We start from the raw sequence: 14,854 nt of genomic DNA, 5'->3' as shown, positions 1-14,854 counted from the left end.
CCTCCTGTCTGGACACAGTTCTTCGGTCTGTGTATTCAATAATAGTCCCGGTGCTAGGCACGATGCTGGTTAGGCATACTTTCCATCGGCGCGCCGCACGTGGTGCACGTCCCCGGCCAGCACATTGATCCGCTGCCCCGTCCGGTCCTCCAAAACCAGTGCTCCGTCAGGCGCCAGCTGGACTGCGGTGGCTTCCAGGGTCGAGCCGTCAGGGAATTCGACCCGCACCTCGTGGCCCAGGGTGGCCAGTTTTTCACTGACCATTTCGCGCAGGGACCGGCCCTCGAATCCCGGCAGCGGCACCTGAACGGACCCCGAGACCTGGCGGAAACCGCGATCGAGGTTCACCAGTTCCTTGAGGTACTCGGCCAGCAATTGGGTGCGGTCGATGGCGTGCGAACTGGCCAGCCGCAGCGAAGTGGCCGTGGGGACCGGAAGTTCTTCGCGGCTCTGGTCCACGTTCATCCCGGTGCCAACAACCACCCCGTATCCGGAGCCGGCCGGAACCATTTGAGCCAGGATGCCGCAAATCTTGAACTCCCCGGCCAGCAGGTCATTGGGCCATTTGATGCGGACCGGGACTTTGGCGACGCGTTCTGCAGCTCGGCTCCAGGCCAAGGCGGCCAGCATGGTGTACCAGGACAGCGCTTCGGTAGGGACGCTCGCTCCGGGGGCCATCATCACGCTCACGGTGATCGAAGAGCCAGACGGCGTCACCCAGGCGCGGCCGAGCCGGCCTTTCCCTGCTTGCTGGTGCTCCGTGTAGTACACGCTCAGATGGCCAGCCAGGCCCTGGCTGGCCAGATCCGCCAATTCGGCATTCGTTGACCCCGAGGTCTCTTTGAATTCCACCGCTCCGAGCGAAAGCTGCTTCGTAAGCTGGGCAAAACGCGTGGGGTCAATGGCTGCGCGGGCGGCGCCCTGGGAAGTGTCCATAGCTAAAACCCTATGGCACCGGCACGCCGATCCGCTCTTGGCGAAGTTTCCTTAAAGGAATATGTCCTCGACCAGCGGCACGTCGGGGTTGAGCGAATATTTCTCCAGATCCGCCACGCCAGCCAAGTTCAGCACCTGCGAGTCGGTGAAGAAGTTGCCGCTGAACTTTTGGGGATCGCTGCTCAAAATGGCCATGGCGGCATCGGCAACAATTTGCGCATCGCGGGCGCCCTGGATCATTTTCTGCCCACCGGGCAGATTGCGGATTGCCGCGGTATCAATCAGGGTTTCTGGCCACAGCGAATTCACTCCAACGCCTTGATCCTTGAGCTCTTCGGCCAATCCAAGGGTGGTCAGGGACATGCCGTATTTGGCCATCGTGTAGGCCAGGTGCTCCCCTGCCCAGCGCGGGTCCAGATTCAGCGGTGGCGACAGCGTCAGAATATGGGCATGTTGCGAGGCACGAAGGTAGGGCAGCGCGGTTTTGGATAGCAGGAAGGTTCCGCGCACGTTGATGTCCTGCATCAAGTCATAGCGCTTCATGTCCACTTGCTCGGTCTTGGCCAGGTTAATCGCCGAGGCGTTATTCACCACGATGTCGATGCCGCCGAAGGCGGCCACTGCTTCGGCCACTGCGCGTTGCACGTCCTCGTCGATGCGCACGTCGCCCACCACGGCCAGGCCGCGTCCGCCGGCCTGGTTGATTTCTTCAACGGCGGTGTGAATGGTGCCTTCGAGGCTGGGATGCGGGTCGCTGGTTTTCGAGAGCAGCACGACGTTGGCTCCGAGCGCTCCGGCTGCTTTGGCTATGGCCAATCCGATGCCGCGGCTTCCGCCGCTCATCAAGATGGTGCGGTTCTTGAGGCTCGCCGCGACCGGGGCGAGTTCAGTGCGGGGTTCACTAGTCATGTGATACAGGTTACGCGAACTCCCCCGACTAAGCTACTCTTCAGTAACTTATTCTGGCGTGCCACCCACTGGATATTGGCCCATTTTGTAAGTTTCCTACAACCAGAAGTCCTGTTTACCCAGCTAGACTGACTTGGATGGCATTTTTCTTGTGCTATTCCTACACATTAATGACAACTCGAGGGAGTCGAAGGCATGACGCAGGGCAGAACCGAGGCAGACGAAGCAATCGACCTGTCCACCACCGCCGGCAAGCTTGCTGAATTCCGCCGCCGCCAGAAGCTCTCCGAAGCACCTAGCGGCCAGGCAGCAATCGAAAAACAGCACTCCCGCGGAAAGCACACCGCCCGTGAACGCATCGAAATGCTCATGGACGAGGACTCCTTCGTGGAATTCGATGCCCTCGCTGTTCACCGTTCCACTGCCTTCGGCATGGAAAAGAAGAAGCCAATGGGCGATGGCCTGGTTTCCGGCTACGGCACCGTTGATGGCCGCCTTGTCGCCGTCTACTCCCAGGACTTCACCGTCTACGGCGGCTCGCTGTCCCAGGTCAACGGCGAGAAGATCGTCAAGGTCCAGGAATTCGCGCTGCGCAATGGCTGCCCGGTAGTAGGCATCCTCGACGGCGGCGGCGCCCGCATTCAGGAAGGCGTGGCCTCCCTGGCCATGTTCGCCGACATCTTCCGCAACAACGTCCACGCCTCCGGTGTGGTCCCGCAGATCTCGCTGATCATGGGCCCATCGGCCGGTGGAGCCGCGTACTCCCCTGCGCTGACCGACTACGTGATCATGGTTGACAAGACCAGCCACATGTTCATCACCGGGCCAGATGTCATCAAGACCGTCACCGGCGAAGAAATCGACATGGAAACCCTCGGCGGCGCGCGCCAGCACAATGCCAACACCGGTACGGCAACGTACCTGGCCAGTGACGAGGAAGACGCTGTGGAGTTCTGCAAGGAACTGCTGGACTTCCTCCCATCCTCCAACCTTTCCGATGCCTTGATCGCCGAGTTCGATGAAGAGCTGGAAGTCACCGCGGATGACCTGGCATTGGATACCTTGATTCCGGATTCCGCAAACCAGCCTTATGACATGCGCAAGATCATCGAGTCCGTCGTCGATGACGCGCACTTCTTTGAAATGCAGTCGCTGTACGCGCCGAACGTGATGATCGGCTACGCCCGCGTCGAGGGACGCACCGTGGGCATCGTGGCCAACCAGCCAATGCAGTTCGCTGGCACCTTGGACATTGCCGCCTCGGAAAAGGCAGCCCGCTTTGTGCGCAACTGCGATGCCTTCAACATCCCGATCCTCACCTTCGTGGACGTGCCTGGCTTCCTGCCCGGCAAGGACCAGGAATTCCAGGGCATCATCCGCCGCGGCGCGAAGCTGCTCTACGCCTACGCCGAAGCCACCGTGCCGAAGTTGACCGTGATCACCCGCAAGGCCTACGGCGGAGCGTACATCGTGATGGGCTCCAAGAAGCTCGGCGCGGATTTGAACCTGGCCTGGCCAACCGCGCAGATCGGCGTGATGGGCGCGCAGGGCGCAGTGAACATCCTGTACCGCCGCGATCTTGCAGCGGTGGAAGCCGAAGGCGGAGACGTCGAGGCGCGCCGCAAGCAGATCATCGACGACTACGAGGCCGAGCTGCTCAACCCGTACCAGGCCGCCGAGCTGGGCTACGTGGATGCGGTCATCGCCCCGAGCGACACCCGTGTGCAGCTGGTTCGCGGATTGCGCGCACTGCGCGAAAAGCATGCAGTGCTGCCACCGAAGAAGCACGGCAACATCCCGCTGTAACCAGGGCCCGCACCGCCTATTCGAATACTAACGAGGAGCAAAGCCAATGGAACAGGACACCGCGACGCCTGCCGCCCCGCAGATCCAGGTGACCAAGGGCAATCCCAGCGCCGAGGAGCTGGCAGCAGTCACCGCATTGCTGTGCGCCTTGGGCAGTGCTCCTGCCGAGCAGCCCGACGAAGCGGCACCAGCCAAGAAGCGCGTAACGCGCCTGCGCAAACGCCGCGCGCTCACCCCGCGCCTGGGCTGGGCCATCGGGCGCCACTAAGGGCTCTTTGCCGATGTTGCAGACCAAAAGAGATGGCTTGTTGTTCCCCGCTCGGGGAACAACAAGCCATCCTTTTTTGAAGCGCTGCACGCGGCCTATTCGTCGTCCGGGATCCCGGCCTCAAGCATGTCCAGGTCTGCCCGGGTGACCAAATGCGAACTTACCGCATGCTCAACGAGCCGCGCCTTGCGATTGGTGGCCAGTTTCCCTGGCCCGCCACGCAATCCGGCAATGCCGGCTCGGTCCAATTTGTCGCAGACATTATCGAGCTTGCGATTGAACTTGGTGATGCCCCAGCCAAGGCGTTCGGCCGCCGCGGCGCTGGTAGGGATGGCACTGAGCCCAGTCCCGTCGCGTTTCAGCATCGGTTCGCTGAGGGCAACGATCAAGGCCCGTTGCGCTTGGGTCAAAATCACCGGCCCGATGGTGGTCTCCCCATCGCTGTCGCTATCAACATGATCTTGCCGGAACGCCGGCTGGGCCACATGGATGGACAGTTCATAGGTGGTCGGTCCGGCGGTAAAAACCACCGATACCCGGTTCAGCACCAGGGGCAGGCTGGACTGCGGGGAAAGCCAGGCTTGCAGCCCACCGGTCCTATCCGCAATGGTGGCGGTCAGGCGGGTGCCAATATTGTTCAGCCACCACAGGCCAGCATGTTTTGAAATGGTCAGGAACTGGCGGTGAAGGTAGGGGTTTTCATCAATTGCCAAGTCGCCTTCGCGTCCGATGACAAAGGTCTTATCCTCTACTACTGGATAGTACTGGCCGCAATATTCGACGTAGAGCTCGTTCAAGGATTCCGCCTTCTCTCCCGATCATTAACCCGTACAGAACTTTGAAGCATCCGAGATGCGGCCGTCATCGCGAACCAGTTTGACCTCGATGCACGTCTGCCCGCCCTCAGCAATAGCGGTCGTAGCACTGGTTGACTTGGTCTGCTGGACTTCGCCCTTATCCGTTGCCGTGATGGGCGCCCACCGGTAGAAATCACCCTGGTTAGGTTCCGGGTTTTCCCAGCGGAAAGTCACTGTCTCACCCACCGTAGAGTACTTGAAATTTTCCACCATCGGCACGGTGCCGCCCAGCAGGGGATCTTTTGGATCGCCGGAGGCTGTGATGGGAAGTCCGCCTTCGGTGGTTCCTTCATCCTGTGGCAGCAGCCGATTTACCGCCACTGCACCGCCAATCAGCAAAACCAGGATGATCCCGACAACAATAAATATTTTCGGGAAACTCCTAGCTTCATTTTCCGCCACTGGCGCGTCGGCCTGGTCCCCAGCAGGCGATTGCGAGGATTCCGAGGCGTTGCTGGGGGCAGCAACAAATCGCTCGGCAACCTTGGGCTTGGCGGGCCTGCTGCTGCCCGAATCCTTGGGACGCTGCCCCGGAACGAAGGAAATCATCGGGCCTGCCGACAGCGGACGCTGGGCGTCGCTGATCGAGGTGACGCTCCGGACGCGGGTTGCCTCCCCTTCCTCTTCAGGAGCTGCCTCAGCAGCGGGATCTTCCATCACCTCGAACTCGGTGATTGAAAAACCCAATTCCATTTGGATCCGTTGCAAGGTCCGCGCCAGTTCGGCGGCCGTGCCAAATCGGCTTTCTGGATCCTTGGCCATGGCTACCGCCAGGGCCTGATTCAGCGAATCCGGGATGTCGGCCCGGGTCAACGCCCGCAGCTGGGTGTTGCAGATTCGCTCGATGAGGACTGCTTGCGAATTGTCCTGTCCGGGATGCACAAAAGGCGAGTGCCCGGCCAGCACCGTATAGATGGTGGCGCCCAGCGAGTAGACATCCATGCGCACCCCCGGCGGGAGGCCCTCTTCAAAGGCTTCAGGTGCCGACCATGGCACGGACATCCCGGCAGCATGGGACCCCACGGTGCCCGAAATGCCAAAGTCGGTCAACGCCGGACGGTTGTAATCGGTGGTCAGCACGTTGGCCGGCTTGATATCTCGATGCACAATGCCCGCCAAATGCGCCGTGTGCACCGCAGAGCAAAGCTGGATTGCCAGCGTCAGCGCCTCATCAACGCTGAGCACGCCGCGGCGGTACCGGGCATCAAGGGAGGGACGGGAGCAATACTCCATCGCCAGGTACGAGCGGCCATCGTCGGTGGTCTCAGCCTGGTAAATGGTCACAATGTACGGATGCGACGAGAGCTGGGCCATCAAGTTGGCTTCAGTTTCAAAGAGCTTCCGGGCATCGTCCTTGCTGACATCAGCCAGGAGCACCTTGATGGCCACCTTGCGCTGGGGCCGATGCTGTTCGTAGAGGTACACGTCGGAGAAGCCGCCGGTACCCAGTGGCTTGACCAGGGTGAAACCGGGGATCTGCGGCGCGGGCGACGAGGGGCGCCGTGGGCTCACGGCAGATCCTCGAAACGCAGGCTGACACCATCGCCGAGGTCCGCCACATCTCCGCTTTTCAGCATGACTTCCTGGTTCTTCGAGAGGCGTCGCGGTGCCTGGCCCTCACGCAAGAGCATCGTTCCATTGGTCGCGCCCAGGTCAACGAGCTGCACATGCCAGCCTTCCAGGCGCACCAGCAGGTGAGAGCGGGAAATATCGCCGCTCGGGCTGTCAATCTGCAGCAAGCGCGGTGGATTCGGTTCGTTGACCGCCGAGGCGCTGGGCTGGCGGCCCAGCACCACGGAGCGGTTCAGTTCGTGCGAATACTCGCGAATGCCCCCGCGGTCGCGCACCGTCATGCGGCCCATGGCTGGCTTGCGAACCTGGCGCGCCGGACCGGACAGGGTTGCCCCGCAGGTATGGCAGGTGGAGGCCGTCGGCGGGTTGGGGTGGCGCTGTTCGCAGGAGCGCGCCAAGATGTACTCGGTGGGTCCGGAATGGCTGTCATCGCCGGCCTCTGGTTCCGGTCGTGGCGGGGTTTGCGGCTTCATGGCCTTGATCCCGCGAATGATCGTGTGCTCATCCGCCGCGGAAGCCGAGGTGGCGGCAGCACGAGATTTGATGATCGTATCCAGATCGTCGCCGTCACCGGTTTCGTATTCGGTGCCGGTTGCTCCTCGGATGCCCAGCAGCTGGCTAGCCAGCGAGAATTCGGCGGAGTGCAGGTGCTGCTCGTAGTCCTCCGGGTCCTGGGTCTGTTCGTTCACCCCGGAAGCGGTGTGCCCGCGATCCGAAGAGGGAATGAAGGTGTCTTCGTTGTCGGCGTCCTGCGCGGCAACCTTCTTGCCTTTGGCTCCTGCATTCTCTGCGGCAAGCGGCCCCTGGGCAGCGGGCGCCGCTGGCTTTGGAGCCTGGCTCGGGCTTGCGTCGTTGGCGGGTGCAGGCGCCCGGACGGGCGCAGGCATTTGAGCTGCGACGGGAGCGCTAGGCGCATCAGGTGCTTCAGGTTTTGGCTCTTGTGCAGCAATTTCTTCCGTGGCCGGAGCCGGATCTGCTGCTGCCGATGGGGCCGGCTTGCTCTCCGCCACCGGAGCCTTGGCAAGCGCCGGGGCTTCCGGCACCTCAGGCTTCGGAGCCTCGGGAACGCTCTTCTCCTCGGACTGCGCAGGAGCGGCCGTCGGGGCCGGCTTGCTCTCCGCCACCGGAGCACTGGCAGGCACCGGGGCTTCCTGTGGCTCGGGCTTCGAAGAGCTTGCAACACTCTTCTCTTCGGACTGGGCTGGAGCCGCTGGCGCTGGCTTCCGGTCCGTTACTGGAGCACTGGCAGGTGCCTGGACAACCTCTGCCTCGGGCTTCGGGGACTCGGCAACGCTCTTCTCCTCGGACTGGGCTGGAGCCTTGACCGCGCTCGAGGCAGCAGCTGCAGAAGCGGAAGCCGATGCAGTCGCTTCTTGCTTGGCACGATCCGCTGCAGCCGGGGATGGGTCTTGGCCACTATCCCACGACAGTGCTGAAACACGAACAATGCCTTCTTGGATTGGCAACGCCTCGGCCTTGGTGGAAATTTCGGCAGCAGCGCCCAGCGTCCAGCCTTGCGAGTCAGCCAGTTGGCGCTCAGCCCAGGTGGCAATGCCGGTGCCACTAACCAATTCTTCGCCCTTCAGGCTACGCGAGCGCAATTCGAGGCTGCCGCGCAATACAGTGTGCGGTGCGGCTTCCCGAGAGACCAGGGCAAAATTTGGCAGGGATGCGATATTCATCTGGTAAATGGACAGCAGCTCGGAGAGCAACGACTCGACGGTTACGGCATCTTGGAGCTTGTCCCAGAAGTCGGTAACTTGCTCGGTGCTGGTGTCAGCAGGCAGAAGTACGGCATGCTCGTCATTGACCAGGGCGTACCATTCGCCGGGGATGTAACGCAGGCTGTTCATGATGTCTCCTCTGTGTGGCTCATGGTCGATAGTCGCGGGACGGTCACTTCGACGTCGTCTGGATGCCCGTATTGAACATCGGCTACGATCACGCTGATATTATCGCGTCCTCCGGCGGTGAGAGCTGCTTGGACCAATTCTTCGGCAGCCTGTTGCGGGTCCGGGAAGTACGCCAGAATCTCTCCTATTTTTTCATCGCCCACTTCGCTGCTCAAGCCATCTGAGCACACCAGGATCCTTTCCGTGCCCGCAACGGGCAATAGCCAGAAGTCCGGATGGCTATCGGCATTGATGCCAAGGGCACGGGTAATAACGTGGCGGCGCGGGTAATTGGCAGCTTCGTCCGGGCTCAGCTGGCCGCTGTCGACCATTTCCTGGACTTCCGAGTGATCGATGCTGACCTGTTGCAGCTGGTCATGCGACCACAGATAGGTACGCGAGTCGCCGACATTAAAGACCAGGAGCTGGGGCTGCGCCGCTGCTGTGCTGGCCTTTTCATCCACCAGCACCGCCCCGGTGAGGGTCGTTCCGGCCCGGCCAGCTCCCACCTCAATGATCTGCTGATCGGTGCGCTCAAGCAGCGCCCCGAGCTGGTCCGGATCAATGCGCTCAGGCACGGTGCCCAGCCCCTCGCCAAGCAGCTTCAGGCACATGGCGCTGGCTACTTCGCCGGCTTCATGCCCGCCCATGCCATCGGCGATGGCGACCAGCCGGTCGGAGGCCAGCACGCTGTCTTCATTCAGCGCACGGCGCAGCCCGCGATCGGTGGCATAGCCGTATCTGAAGCTCGGGACAGTGCTGGGCGCCGGGCCGTTCAAGGTTGCTCCACGTGGAAGTACCTGTCGCCCAGGTAGACGGTCTGCCCGGCCAGGGCCTGTTCGGGTTTGCCCGGTTCCAGTGCGCGAACCGCGCCCTGTGCGTCAACAATGGATGAGCCATTGGCCGAACCGCGGTCGGTGACCCAAATGCAGCCGGCACCGGGCTGAACAAGCAGGTGGGTTTTGGACACGCTGCGCTCGGGATCATCCAGGACAACCAGTCGCACTCCGATGTCGCCCTCGCCATGCGAGGGGTTGCGACCGAGCAGAATAGTGCCATCGAGCTCGATGCACTTCTGGTCATCAAATTCCAGGTGCAGGCCCGCAGGCGCTGCGGAACGAATTCGGGTGTAGCCTTCTTCTTCATCCGCGTCTGCGCCCGAAACGTGCTGGTCAGAGAGCTCGGCCTGCGGTTGAGGTTCGGGCTGTGGTTCTGGCTGTTGCTCTGGTTCTGGCTGTGGAGCCCGGACGGCCCCTGGAACCGAATCGATGACGGCCACTTCCTTCTCCACCGGACCGTCGGCATTCTGCACCGGGACGCTGGTGACCGCCGGAGCCTGCTCAGCCGCTGGCTGTCGGACATTGGCCACCTCCGAATCCTGCTCTGCAGCTGGCTGCGGGGCAAATGATTCTGGCCCTTGTTTGCCGCCAGTGCTCAATGGGTCACGTCCGGCCTTGATATCCAGAACCAATGTGCCTGCGGCCTTGTCGTGCCATCCCTGCTTTTTTCCATTGGAATCGAACTGGTTGGAAATGACCATCAGGATGGAACCTGCCAGGGGAATGATGCCGGCGACAGCAATCAGCAAGCGCCGGCCAATGGTTTTGCCCCACCCGGGGGCACCGCCTTCGAGGTTCGTAGTGCGCACGCCCAGAACGAGGTTGCCCGGGGTCTTGCCAGCGGTGGCTTCCCACCACCATACGAACACCGTGTAGGCCAAAGCGAGCAGGGCATACGTGGCATAGATTCCCATGATGTCGCCCATGACTTCTGGGACCGTGAGGGCTTGGAGCATCTTGGCTGAGATCATCGGCAAGAAAATCACCGAGAGGATCAGCACCGGCACCATGTCCACCAGCCATGACAGCAGTCGTTGGGTGGTTGTGGCGTCCACCAAGTTCATTTTCACTGCCATGGGAATTTCCTACTCTTCCGTTTGAATGTTCTTGCTGTGATGACCGTCTTGGCCGCCAATTCATGGATCAGCGAACGCGGCGAGAAGTTCACCCGCATCCGCCTGAAGAAGCTCAGCGGCTCTTGCATCTTGCGGGTATGCGCCATCACTTCATCCCAGTACTTCTGTACCTGTTCCTCGGTTGGTTGCTCGCGAGAGAAGTTCGCGGCGTCGGCCTGTTGGGACAAGGTGGCTACCGATGATGCCAGAGCGGGGAATCCGGTGGCAAGCACCGCAGCATTTTCCCTGCGGGTCGCACCGTTGGCCGTGGCTATCCGGTGGTCGGTGGCGTAGCTCAGCAGTTCCTGCCAGCCCCCGCTCATGCGTTCAGCCCGGTTTCCGGTACCTGAGCGTTTTTTGCGGCGTTGAAGTTTCAACAGCGCAATCAGCGCCAGCGGCGAGAGCAGTATCAGCAGGGAGCCAAGCGAAATGCCTGCCACCTTGATCACCATGCCCCAGCGTTCCCAGAAGCTCTTGGGTTCTTCCTCGATTTCCTGGGGCTCGGGTGCAGTCTGCGGAGGCAGATCCGCTTCATCCTGGGCCGGCGGAGGCGGCTGCAGCACCTGGGGCTGCGGCACCGACTTCGGCTCCTGCTCTGGCGGGGTAGGCTGCTCATCCTCATTGGGCGTGGGGTTGAAAGCTACCCAGCCCTCCCCCTCGAAGGCGATCTCCACCCAGGCGTGCACATCGGAACCGGTCAGGTTCACCGCTTGGTCAGGACGGTATTCTTCGGGATAGAAGCCCATGACCACACGCGCTGGCATGCCCTGCTCGCGCGCCATCAAAGCCATGGCCACCGCATACTGCTCATCGTCGCCAATCATCTGGTCGGCATCCAGCAGGCTGGTGATGCGCCCGGCACCGTGTCCGGAAAGGGAAGGGACCTGGTCCTCGGTTCCATTGGAGAAGAATCCGGTTCCTGACAGCGTCGCTTCCAGGCCGCGCGCCCGTTCCAGGTCGCTGCGTGCGGACCCGGTAAAGTCCGCAGCCTTGGCTCCAGCTATCGCTGGGACGTTGGCCAATTCCGGCATGCGCAATTGTGCAAAGTCCAGCTCGGCAAGCTGTTCATCCGTTGACTGGGCCGGGAATTGCACCTTGGCCGTGTAGGAATCGCCCTTGCGCAGTCCCGTGGAACTCAGCACGCTCTCGGAGGTATCGGAGTAGAACAGCGATCGTGCCAGTTCGTCCTCGCGGGCTCCGGTGATGTCCATGCCCAGCAATTTTCCGCCGGCAGGAACCCACACTCCGTCATAGTCTTCGATTTCAATGTCCAGATCGGCCGTTTCGCGCCCATCGGCTGAATCGGTGGAACGGATATCGCTGGCATCGCCTACCGGGGAGAAGCTTCCGCCGGCGGCCGGGTCCACGTTCGACACCATGCCGTTATAGGAATCCAGCGCCGCCAAGCGGATGCGCTGGCCTTTGGGAAGGCCTTTAACGGTCAAGAGGGTGTCATCGGCCATGGTTTTCACATATTTGCGGAAACGGGTCAGCGGGCTGGGGTAATCGTAGAGATCCACCGGGGGTTCCAGCGCATCGCGCAGCACTTGGCGGGGGGTTTCCGGGGCCAGGATCGGGGTGGCTGCCGCGGTGATGGTTCCCGCGCCGGCCAGTACTAGTGCCCCGGCGATCACACGGCGCACCAGCAGCTGCTGGCCGCCGCGTGATTCTCCGTGCCCGGCCTCCAGCCCATTAAAAGCGCCGGTAATCCGCGAAGACATGAAAGTTCGCCACGCCAGCCAGCCCACCAGCACGGCAATCAAGGCCACGCCGCGGGCAATCGGCAACGGCACGTCGCGGGTGCCGAAGGCAATTCCCAGGATGAACATGACCAAAAGCGGGATCAGCGTCCAGTACGGCGAGCGCAGCCGCCAGGCAACGAGTCCGGCCAGCACTGCGGTGAGCAAGGTGGAGAAGAACGCCACAATGAGTACCCCGCCGTAGGTTCCGACCGGCGGGGCGACGGTGAGCATGTCCTTCCAGCTGAAGACCAGTCCGGCCAGCAAGGTGCGCAGTGACGATGCGGTGGGCAGAACGCCGAAGGCCGCTTCACGCGGTGTTGCCAGCGGGGTGCCCAACAGCAGGTAGAGCAGCGCAAAGATTCCGACGGTGCGCCAGGCGCCCCAGCGGAAATAGACATTCGCCCAGGCCAGGGCAAGGCCTGCGAGGATGCCGCCGGCAGCAGCCAGCATGAAATTGGGGCTGGCGCCGTAGGCATCAAGCAGACCTAGGGCGCCGAGCAGCAGCGCCAATGCCAGGCAGGCAGCATCGACGCCAAAACGCCACAGCGGGAGCTTATTCATGCCACCGCCTTTCGCAGCATCAAACCCAGTTCATCAAGTTTTCCCAGGCTGAGAACGGTCAATTCGCCAATATTCGAACGGGTCGGCTCGATCCCCGACTCGCAGCGGATCGCGATGGCCCGCACCCCGACGGGCACGTGCATCCAGGCCGCGCGCAGGGCCTTGGCGCTGGTGCGGGTGCCGGTCAGGAAAAACACCACCGAGGCGCCTGGCACGGTATCGGCGGTATGGCGTACAACGTCCACGAGATTCTCGCGCAGTACCGGGGCGGCTTCAATGCGGGTCAGCCCGTCCATCATCAACCGGCCGCTGTCGGTGCGCACCGGCCCTTCCTGGGTGAGGATGGCCAATTTGCGCTGCTCGGCTACAGCCTGCTGGCCTATGGAGGCAGCCACCGAAACCGCCAGCTCGAAGTCTTCTTCGGCGTGCGCTTCGGAGTACTCCTCCAAATTGGTAGAAAGGCTCAAGGCCAGGTGGGAGCGGCGGGTTTCCTCGAACTGCCGCACCATCAGCTGGCCGGTGCGCGCCGTGGATTTCCAGTGAATGTGCCGGCGGTCATCGCCGGGCTGGTAGTCGCGCAGTGCATGGAAGGAGACGTCCGAGTTGGACAGATCCGAGGTGGGCATGCCTTCGAGGTCGCGGATGAAGCCTGCGGAGGAACCATCGAGCCCGGTGGTTTTCGGGTGGATGAACAGCTCGTAGGTTTCGGTCCACTTCACCTGGCGGCGCAGAATCGCGAAGGGGTCCTGGCGCACCGAGCGCACCGGTCCGACGTTGAGCACCTGGCGCCGTTGGGTGGGAATGGTGAAGAGTTCTTCATGTTCCTGCGCAGTAGCCAGGCGCGGGATCCGGAAGGCGGTGGCGCCATGGCCCACCGGCAGTTCCATCATCACCGGGGCTGCACTGCGCGATGCCTTGTTGGAGACCTGCAGTGCGCCGACGGCGCGGTCCCCTACCGCGACACGGGTGCGGTGGAGATCCAGCTGGACGCTGAAGTCGTTGCGCCCAAGGATGAAGCCGACGGCGGCCAGCAGCAAAATGGTGGCCATGAATGCGCCGAGGACCGCTTCCTGCCAGCCGAAGACGGCGCCGAGGATCCACAGGAGAATCGTGGTTCCCAGCACAGCGAAGCCCAAAGGGGAAATCACCGAGCCCAGCGGGCCGAGGAACCGGTCGCTGTAGGTGCGCGCCTTGGTGGCGGCGGGGCGCAGATATTCGCGCAGGACCTGCAGCGCTTCGCTGGCCATGCTCAGCGATTGGCCTGCCCTGCGGTTCAGTGCGCTGCGCCGGGAGGAACGCCTGGCTTTTCGGTTCATTAATGCGCTTCCTGGCCGGAGCCGGAGTCCTGGTTTTCAGCTGCCGCCACCGAGTCTTCGCTTCCGCGGCGGGTCGGGGCGGGAACCTTGGCGAGCACCGAGGTGATGACCTGGGATGCGGTGGTGCCGGTGAACTCGGCTTCCGGATCCAGGACCAGGCGGTGGGTGAAGATGTGCGGGGCCAGTTCCTTGATGTCATCCGGGAGCACGTAGTTGCGCCCCTGGCTGGCGGCCCAGACCTTCGACGCGCGCACCATCGCCAGCGCGCCACGCACCGAGACGCCCAGGCGGGTTTCGGGTACCTCGCGGGTCAGCTCGCACAGCGCTGCCACATAGTCGAGCACCGCGGCATCCACGTGCACGGTGGTGGCCAGCTGCGCCATTTCCACGACGGCTTCGGTGGTGATCACCGGGCGCAGGTTGGCCGAACGGTCGCGCTGGGCGCTGCCCGAAAGCAGGGCCACGGTGGCGGCGCGATCCGGGTAGCCGATGGAGGTCTTGATCAAGAAGCGGTCCAGCTGCGCTTCGGGCAGCCGGTAGGTGCCGGCCTGCTCGATCGGGTTCTGGGTGGCGATCACCATGAAGGGGCGGGCCTGCGGGTAGGTCACGCCATCGACGGTGACGCGTCCTTCTTCCATGACCTCCAGCAGCGCTGACTGGGTCTTTGGCGAGGCGCGGTTGATTTCATCGGCCAGCACGAGGTTGGCGAAGATCGGGCCATGGTGGAATTCGAACTGGCCGGTGCGCTGGTCGTAGATGGTAATGCCGGTGACATCCGAGGGCAGCAGGTCGGGGGTGAACTGGATGCGCGAGTTGCTGCCCTTCACGGTGGCGGCCAGCGAGCGGGCCAGCATCGTCTTGCCGGTGCCCGGTGCATCTTCGAGCAGCACGTGCCCCTCGGAAAGCATGGCGGCTAGCACCAGCTTGATGGTCTGGTCCTTGCCCAAGACGGACTGGCCCACATTGGAGACCAGGGTGGAGAAGGTGTCGCAGAACCAGCTGGCCTGCTCGGTGCTCATGGTCGTTGGCATAGTGCCCTTT

At 62.6% G+C, this 14,854-nt stretch carries 12 protein-coding genes; 2 read left to right on the top strand and 10 right to left on the bottom strand.

Annotated features, from left to right (window positions below; translation table 11 throughout):
• Nucleotides 1-69: 69 nt before the first annotated feature.
• The gene (locus AC6CHO_RS15490; protein ID WP_498216290.1) at nt 70-936 is read right to left on the bottom strand and encodes a biotin--[acetyl-CoA-carboxylase] ligase; all 867 of its coding nucleotides are present in this window, start codon (nt 934-936) and stop codon (nt 70-72) included.
• Between the two features lie 51 nt (nt 937-987).
• Nucleotides 988-1,845, bottom strand: coding sequence for an SDR family oxidoreductase (locus AC6CHO_RS15485; protein ID WP_498216288.1), 858 nt, complete (start codon nt 1,843-1,845; stop codon nt 988-990).
• A 195-nt stretch (nt 1,846-2,040) separates the two neighbouring features.
• Here AC6CHO_RS15485 and AC6CHO_RS15480 point away from each other — a divergent pair, with 195 nt between their 5' ends.
• Both AC6CHO_RS15480 and AC6CHO_RS15475 read left to right on the top strand, forming a co-directional pair.
• Entirely contained in the window at nt 2,041-3,651 is a 1,611-nt protein-coding gene (locus tag AC6CHO_RS15480; RefSeq protein WP_498216286.1) for an acyl-CoA carboxylase subunit beta, read from the top strand.
• Between the two features lie 46 nt (nt 3,652-3,697).
• Entirely contained in the window at nt 3,698-3,919 is a 222-nt protein-coding gene (locus AC6CHO_RS15475; protein WP_498216285.1) for an acyl-CoA carboxylase subunit epsilon, read from the top strand.
• Between the two features lie 95 nt (nt 3,920-4,014).
• Here the strand turns inward: AC6CHO_RS15475 and AC6CHO_RS15470 are convergent, their stop codons facing one another.
• The 8 genes from AC6CHO_RS15470 to AC6CHO_RS15435 are packed head-to-tail and all read right to left on the bottom strand — an operon-like array spanning nt 4,015 to nt 14,832.
• Nucleotides 4,015-4,716: a hypothetical protein gene (locus tag AC6CHO_RS15470; protein ID WP_498216283.1), complete on the bottom strand. Its 702-nt coding sequence runs from the start codon at nt 4,714-4,716 to the stop codon at nt 4,015-4,017.
• A 24-nt stretch (nt 4,717-4,740) separates the two neighbouring features.
• The gene (locus tag AC6CHO_RS15465; protein ID WP_498216281.1) at nt 4,741-6,288 is read right to left on the bottom strand and encodes a serine/threonine-protein kinase; all 1,548 of its coding nucleotides are present in this window, start codon (nt 6,286-6,288) and stop codon (nt 4,741-4,743) included.
• On the bottom strand, nt 6,285-8,201 hold the full coding sequence (locus AC6CHO_RS15460) for an FHA domain-containing protein (RefSeq protein WP_498216279.1): 1,917 nt from the start codon (nt 8,199-8,201) through the stop codon (nt 6,285-6,287). Before AC6CHO_RS15460 ends, AC6CHO_RS15465 begins: the two co-directional genes overlap by 4 nt.
• A complete protein-coding gene (locus tag AC6CHO_RS15455; protein ID WP_498216277.1) occupies nt 8,198-9,019 on the bottom strand; it encodes a PP2C family protein-serine/threonine phosphatase in 822 nt (273 codons plus the stop codon). The genes AC6CHO_RS15460 and AC6CHO_RS15455 overlap by 4 nt, the downstream gene beginning before the upstream one ends.
• Complete coding sequence (locus tag AC6CHO_RS15450) at nt 9,016-10,155, bottom strand: RDD family protein (protein WP_498216276.1); 1,140 nt, start codon at nt 10,153-10,155, stop codon at nt 9,016-9,018. Before AC6CHO_RS15450 ends, AC6CHO_RS15455 begins: the two co-directional genes overlap by 4 nt.
• Complete coding sequence (locus AC6CHO_RS15445) at nt 10,146-12,497, bottom strand: transglutaminase-like domain-containing protein (protein ID WP_498216274.1); 2,352 nt, start codon at nt 12,495-12,497, stop codon at nt 10,146-10,148. The genes AC6CHO_RS15450 and AC6CHO_RS15445 overlap by 10 nt, the downstream gene beginning before the upstream one ends.
• Nucleotides 12,494-13,813, bottom strand: a complete 1,320-nt coding sequence (locus AC6CHO_RS15440; protein ID WP_498216272.1) for a DUF58 domain-containing protein — start codon at nt 13,811-13,813, stop codon at nt 12,494-12,496. The genes AC6CHO_RS15445 and AC6CHO_RS15440 overlap by 4 nt, the downstream gene beginning before the upstream one ends.
• Nucleotides 13,813-14,832 (bottom strand): AAA family ATPase, encoded by a 1,020-nt coding sequence (locus tag AC6CHO_RS15435; protein ID WP_444660612.1) that lies wholly within the window; start codon nt 14,830-14,832, stop codon nt 13,813-13,815. The genes AC6CHO_RS15440 and AC6CHO_RS15435 overlap by 1 nt, the downstream gene beginning before the upstream one ends.
• Nucleotides 14,833-14,854: the final 22 nt, after the last annotated feature.

The sequence above is a fragment of the Glutamicibacter sp. GQ173 genome, assembly GCF_059759215.1.
This window is presented reverse-complemented; position numbering and strand designations above follow the sequence as displayed.

Bases quoted from the DNA above. Each gene is read 5' to 3' on its own strand.
- AC6CHO_RS15435 (WP_444660612.1), bottom strand. From the start codon at position 14,832: ATGAGCACCGAGCAGGCCAGCTGGTTCTGCGACACCTTCTCCACCCTG.
- AC6CHO_RS15485 (WP_498216288.1), bottom strand. From the start codon at position 1,845: ATGACTAGTGAACCCCGCACTGAACTCGCCCCGGTCGCGGCGAGCCTC.
- AC6CHO_RS15460 (WP_498216279.1), bottom strand. From the start codon at position 8,201: ATGAACAGCCTGCGTTACATCCCCGGCGAATGGTACGCCCTGGTCAAT.
- AC6CHO_RS15440 (WP_498216272.1), bottom strand. From the start codon at position 13,813: ATGAACCGAAAAGCCAGGCGTTCCTCCCGGCGCAGCGCACTGAACCGC.
- AC6CHO_RS15475 (WP_498216285.1), top strand. From the start codon at position 3,698: ATGGAACAGGACACCGCGACGCCTGCCGCCCCGCAGATCCAGGTGACC.
- AC6CHO_RS15445 (WP_498216274.1), bottom strand. From the start codon at position 12,497: ATGAATAAGCTCCCGCTGTGGCGTTTTGGCGTCGATGCTGCCTGCCTG.
- AC6CHO_RS15490 (WP_498216290.1), bottom strand. From the start codon at position 936: ATGGACACTTCCCAGGGCGCCGCCCGCGCAGCCATTGACCCCACGCGT.
- AC6CHO_RS15450 (WP_498216276.1), bottom strand. From the start codon at position 10,155: ATGGCAGTGAAAATGAACTTGGTGGACGCCACAACCACCCAACGACTG.
- AC6CHO_RS15480 (WP_498216286.1), top strand. From the start codon at position 2,041: ATGACGCAGGGCAGAACCGAGGCAGACGAAGCAATCGACCTGTCCACC.